The sequence below is a fragment of the Streptomyces sp. URMC 123 genome (assembly GCF_051386515.1).
Classification (GTDB): Bacteria; Actinomycetota; Actinomycetes; order Streptomycetales; family Streptomycetaceae; genus Streptomyces.
This window is the reverse complement of the sequence record NZ_JBPQTV010000430.1, coordinates 1-4,531: the sequence shown is the minus strand read 5'-3', so window position 1 is coordinate 4,531 and position 4,531 is coordinate 1. Positions and strand designations below refer to the sequence as shown.

Here is a 4,531-nt window from a genome sequence, read left to right as displayed (position 1 = left end):
GTGCGGATCACCGGTCCGCACAGCTGGAAGACGCCCAGCGCGGCGCGTACGAGGTGGGGGCGAGTGTCGTCCGCGACGACCGCGGCCAGCGCCTCCGCCGCCGCCAGCTTCATGCCCTCCGTGATCCGGGAGGCCCGGACCTGGAGCGCCCCGGCGAAGATCCCGGGGAAGGCGAGCACATTGTTGATCTGGTTGGGGAAGTCGCTGCGGCCCGTGGCGACGACGGCCGCGTAGCGGTGGGCGACCTCGGGGTGGATCTCCGGGTCGGGATTCGCCATCGCGAAGATCAGGCAGTTCTTGGCCATCCTGGCCACCGCCTCCTCCCGCACCGTGCCGCCGGAGACGCCGATGAAGACGTCCGCGCCGGCGAGCGCGTCCTCCAGGGAGCCCGTGCGACCGGCCTTGTTGGTGAAGCCGGCCAGGTGCCGCTTCACCTCCGTGAGGTCGTCGCGCTCGGCGCTGACGACGCCCTTGCGGTCGCAGACCGCGACATCCCCGATGCCCGCCTCGACGAGGATCTTGGCGATGGCCACCCCGGCCGCGCCCGCGCCGGAGATCACGGCGCGCAGCTCACCGAGGGTGCGCCCGGTCAGCCGGGCGGCGTTCCGCAGGGCGGCGAGGGTGACGACGGCCGTGCCGTGCTGGTCGTCGTGGAAGACGGGGATGTCGATCCGCTCCTGGAGCAGCCGCTCCACCTCGAAGCAGCGGGGCGCGGAGATGTCCTCCAGGTTCACGCCGCCGAACGAGGGAGCGAGCCGGGCGACGGTCTCGACGATCTCGTCGACCTCCCGGCAGTCGAGCGCGATCGGCACCGCGTCCACGCCGCCGAACTGCTTGAAGAGGATCGCCTTGCCCTCCATCACCGGAAGCGACGCCTCCGGGCCGATGTCGCCGAGCCCCAGGACGGCGCTGCCGTCCGTGACCACGGCGACGACCTGCGATTTCCAGGTGTAGTCATGGACCAGCTCGGGCTTTTCGGCGATGGCCGTGCACACCTTGGCGACGCCGGGCGTGTAGGCGAGGGACAGATCGTCCTTGTTCCGGACCGGAACGGTGGCCTGGACGGCCATCTTGCCGCCCCGGTGGAGCGCGAAGGCCGGGTCGAAGGCATCGCCGCCGCCCTGCTCCGTATCGCTCTCGCTGCGAGGATTCACGATCTCCGCTGCCACTGTGGGACCCCTTTTTGTCTGAATGCTGTCGAGGGTTACCGCCCCTGGTTGCGGGGCGGGCGGGCACCGCGTCCGCGGACCCGTCCCACGGATCGACCGCCGGACGAGGGAGCCTCGGACACCGGGCGCGCCGCACACGCGCCCGAGCCCCGGGTGAGGGGTGTAACCGCTCTTTCTACCGGAAGAGCGCTTCCGGGGACGAGTGACTTCCGTTGCACCGCGCGAAACCCGGGTGGACGATCGATGACAAAGCGGGGTGATCAGCACCGCATGTCCATTTACTGAGATACGCCGGGCGTGATCTCCATCTCTCCCCGGCGGGGTCCACATCCGGCCACCGGGCCGCACGGACGCGTAATGACAAGGGATTCACCCGTTATCCGATTTTGACATAGCGACCCCCCTGAACCGGGCCGTCCGGATGGCAAGATGCCCCAAACACACGAGGTCGCCACACTCGAAGGTGTGTGCCTGACCAGTCGGCTACTCCCTCACCCGCAGGAGGAACCAGCAATGACCGCAAGCACCACACGCCGCGCGGCCGCCTCGTCCCGGTTGGCCGGCATCGGCGCGATCGCGGTCGCCGGCGCCCTGCTGCTGACCGCGTGCGGCGACCAGAGGGACAGGAGCAACGAGCGCGACGGCTCCACCCAGGCCGGATCGCGGGCCCCGCTCTTCGCCAAGCTGCCCAAGAGAATCCAGGACGCCGGCGTGATCAAGGTCGGCTCGGACATCGCGTACCCGCCGGTCGAGTTCAAGAAGGACGGCAAGGTCGTCGGCCTCGACCCGGACATCGCGACGGCGATGGGCAAGGAGCTGGGGGTGCGGTTCGAGTTCAACAACGGCACCTTCGACACCCTGCTGACCGGCCTGCGCTCCAAGCGCTACGACATCGCGATGTCCGCGATGACCGACAGCAAGGACCGCCAGCAGGGCATCGACTCCGAGACCGGCAAGAAGGTCGGCGAGGGCGTCGACTTCGTCGACTACTTCACCGCCGGTGTCTCGATCTACACCAGGAAGGGCGACACCAAGGGCATCGCGAGCTGGGAAGACCTCTGCGGCAAGAAGATCGTCGTCCAGCGCGGCACCGTCTCGCACGACATGGCCAAGAGCCAGTCCGAGAAGTGCGAGGAGGCCGACCAGGGCGCCATCGGCATCGAGGCGTTCGACAACGACGTGGAGGCCCAGACCCGGCTGCGGGCCGGCGGCGCGGACGCCGGCTCCAGCGACTTCCCGGTGGCGGCGTACGCCGTCAAGACCTCCGGCGGCGGCAACGACTTCGAGATCGTCGGCGACCAGGTGGAGGCCGCCCCGTACGGCATCGCGGTCGCCAAGGACAACACCCAGCTGCGGGACGCCCTGCAGGCGGCGCTCAACGCGATCATCCAGAACGGCGCCTACCAGAAGGTCGTCGAGACCTGGGGCGTCGAGGCCGGCGCGGTGAAGGAAGCCAAGATCAACGGCGGTTCCTGACCGTACGTCGTATATCCATCCCTCCGATTCCCCCGAATTCCGGACGTCCGCCCGCTCGCGCGTCCCCCCGGAACCCGGAACCCCGGAACCGGGAACCCGAACCACGGGAACCCGGACCACGGAACCCCGGAACCGGAACCCGGACCACGGGAACCCGATGCCCGGGGACCCGAATCCCGGAATACCCGAAACCGGGAATACCCGACCCGGAATACGGAGTACGGAAAGGCTGAAAGGCAACACCCGTGACTGTTCCCCTCGACAAGTCGGGGCCGGCGGACACTCCGCCCCCCGCAGCGGAGCCGGAGACCATCAAGGCCATTCCGGTTCGGCACTACGGCCGCTGGATCTCCGCCGCGGTCGTCCTCGCCCTGCTGGCCCTCCTCATCAACGCCTTCGCCACCGCGAACGTCCGCTACAGCGCCATTCCGGACTATCTCTTCAACGCGACCGTGATCGAGGGCCTGGGCAAGACCGTGCTCATCTCGGTGCTGGCCATGGCCCTGGGCCTGGCGCTCGGCATCGTGCTGGCCGTGATGCGGCTGTCGAAGAACCCGGTGACCTCGTCCGTGGCCTGGGGCTACATCTGGTTCTTCCGCGGCACGCCGGTCTATGTGCAGCTGCTGCTCTGGTTCAACCTCGCGCTGATCTTCCCGTACATCAACCTCGGCCCGATCTACCGGGACGAGATGAGCGACTTCATGACCCCCTTCATGGCCGCGCTGCTCGGCCTGGGGCTCAATGAGGCCGCGTACATGTCGGAGATCGTCCGGGCGGGCATCCAGTCCGTCGACGAGGGTCAGACCGAGGCCTCGCACGCCCTGGGCATGAGCCAGGGCAAGACCCTGCGGCGAATCGTTCTGCCGCAGGCCATGCGGGTGATCGTGCCGCCCACCGGCAACGAGTTCATCAACATGCTCAAGACCTCGTCGCTGGCGGCGGCCGCGGCCCAGTATCTGGAACTGCTGCGCTCGACCTCCGACATCGGGCAGACCACGGGCGCCACGGTGGAGATGCTCTTCCTGGCCGCCACCTGGTACCTCATCCTGACCAGCGTCTTCAGCGTCGGCCAGTTCTACCTGGAGCGTTACTACGCCCGCGGTTCGCTGCGCGCCCTGCCGCTCACCCCCTGGCAGAAGGTCAAGGCGAACCTGGCCTCCTTCAGCAACCGCCCGTCCGGAGGTGTCACCGCATGACCGCCATGGTGAAGGCCGAGGGCGTGCACAAGTCCTTCGGCGCCGCGCACATCCTCAAGGGGATCGACCTCGAGGTCGCGCAGGGGGAGGTGTTCTGCCTGATCGGCCCGTCCGGCTCCGGCAAGTCCACGTTCCTGCGCTGCATCAACCACCTGGAGAAGATCAACGCCGGGCGGCTGTACGTCGACGGCGAGCTGGTCGGCTACCGCCAGAAGGGCGACAAGCTGTACGAGCTCAAGGACAGCGAGGTGGCCAGGAACCGCCGCGACATCGGCATGGTGTTCCAGCGCTTCAACCTCTTCCCGCACATGACCGCGCTGGCCAACGTCATGGAGGCGCCGATCCAGGTCAAGGGCGAGAGCAAGGCGGTCGCCCAGGAGCGGGCGCTGAAGCTGCTGGACCGGGTCGGGCTGAAGGACAAGGCGGGCAACTACCCCTCCCAGCTCTCCGGCGGTCAGCAGCAGCGGGTGGCGATCGCCCGGGCGCTGGCCATGCAGCCCAAGCTGATGCTCTTCGACGAGCCCACCTCGGCGCTCGACCCGGAGCTGGTGGGCGACGTCCTCGATGTGATGCGCGGCCTCGCGGAGGACGGCATGACGATGATCGTCGTCACCCACGAGATGGGCTTCGCCCGCGAGGTCGGCGACGCGCTGGTCTTCATGGACGACGGCGTGGTCGTGGAGTCGGGCC

4 protein-coding genes are annotated in these 4,531 nt (G+C 68.5%); 3 read left to right on the top strand and 1 reads right to left on the bottom strand.

What is annotated here, in order from left to right; all coding sequences use genetic code 11:
- Nucleotides 1-1,169: NAD(P)-dependent malic enzyme (locus ACSNOD_RS28725; protein ID WP_436769996.1), on the bottom strand; the 1,169-nt coding region annotated here is incomplete at its 3' end.
- Between the two features lie 513 nt (nucleotides 1,170-1,682).
- Here ACSNOD_RS28725 and ACSNOD_RS28720 point away from each other — a divergent pair.
- The 3 genes from ACSNOD_RS28720 to ACSNOD_RS28710 all read left to right on the top strand — a co-directional run.
- On the top strand, nucleotides 1,683-2,645 hold the full coding sequence (locus ACSNOD_RS28720; RefSeq protein WP_436769995.1) for an ABC transporter substrate-binding protein: 963 nt from the start codon (nucleotides 1,683-1,685) through the stop codon (nucleotides 2,643-2,645).
- A 245-nt stretch (nucleotides 2,646-2,890) separates the two neighbouring features.
- Nucleotides 2,891-3,841 carry an amino acid ABC transporter permease gene (locus ACSNOD_RS28715; RefSeq protein ID WP_436769994.1) on the top strand — a complete coding sequence of 317 codons (951 nt, stop codon included), beginning with the start codon at nucleotides 2,891-2,893 and terminating at the stop codon, nucleotides 3,839-3,841.
- Nucleotides 3,838-4,531, top strand: a 694-nt coding sequence (locus ACSNOD_RS28710) for an amino acid ABC transporter ATP-binding protein (protein WP_436769993.1), incomplete at its 3' end; no start/stop codon positions are given. The genes ACSNOD_RS28715 and ACSNOD_RS28710, both read left to right, overlap by 4 nt.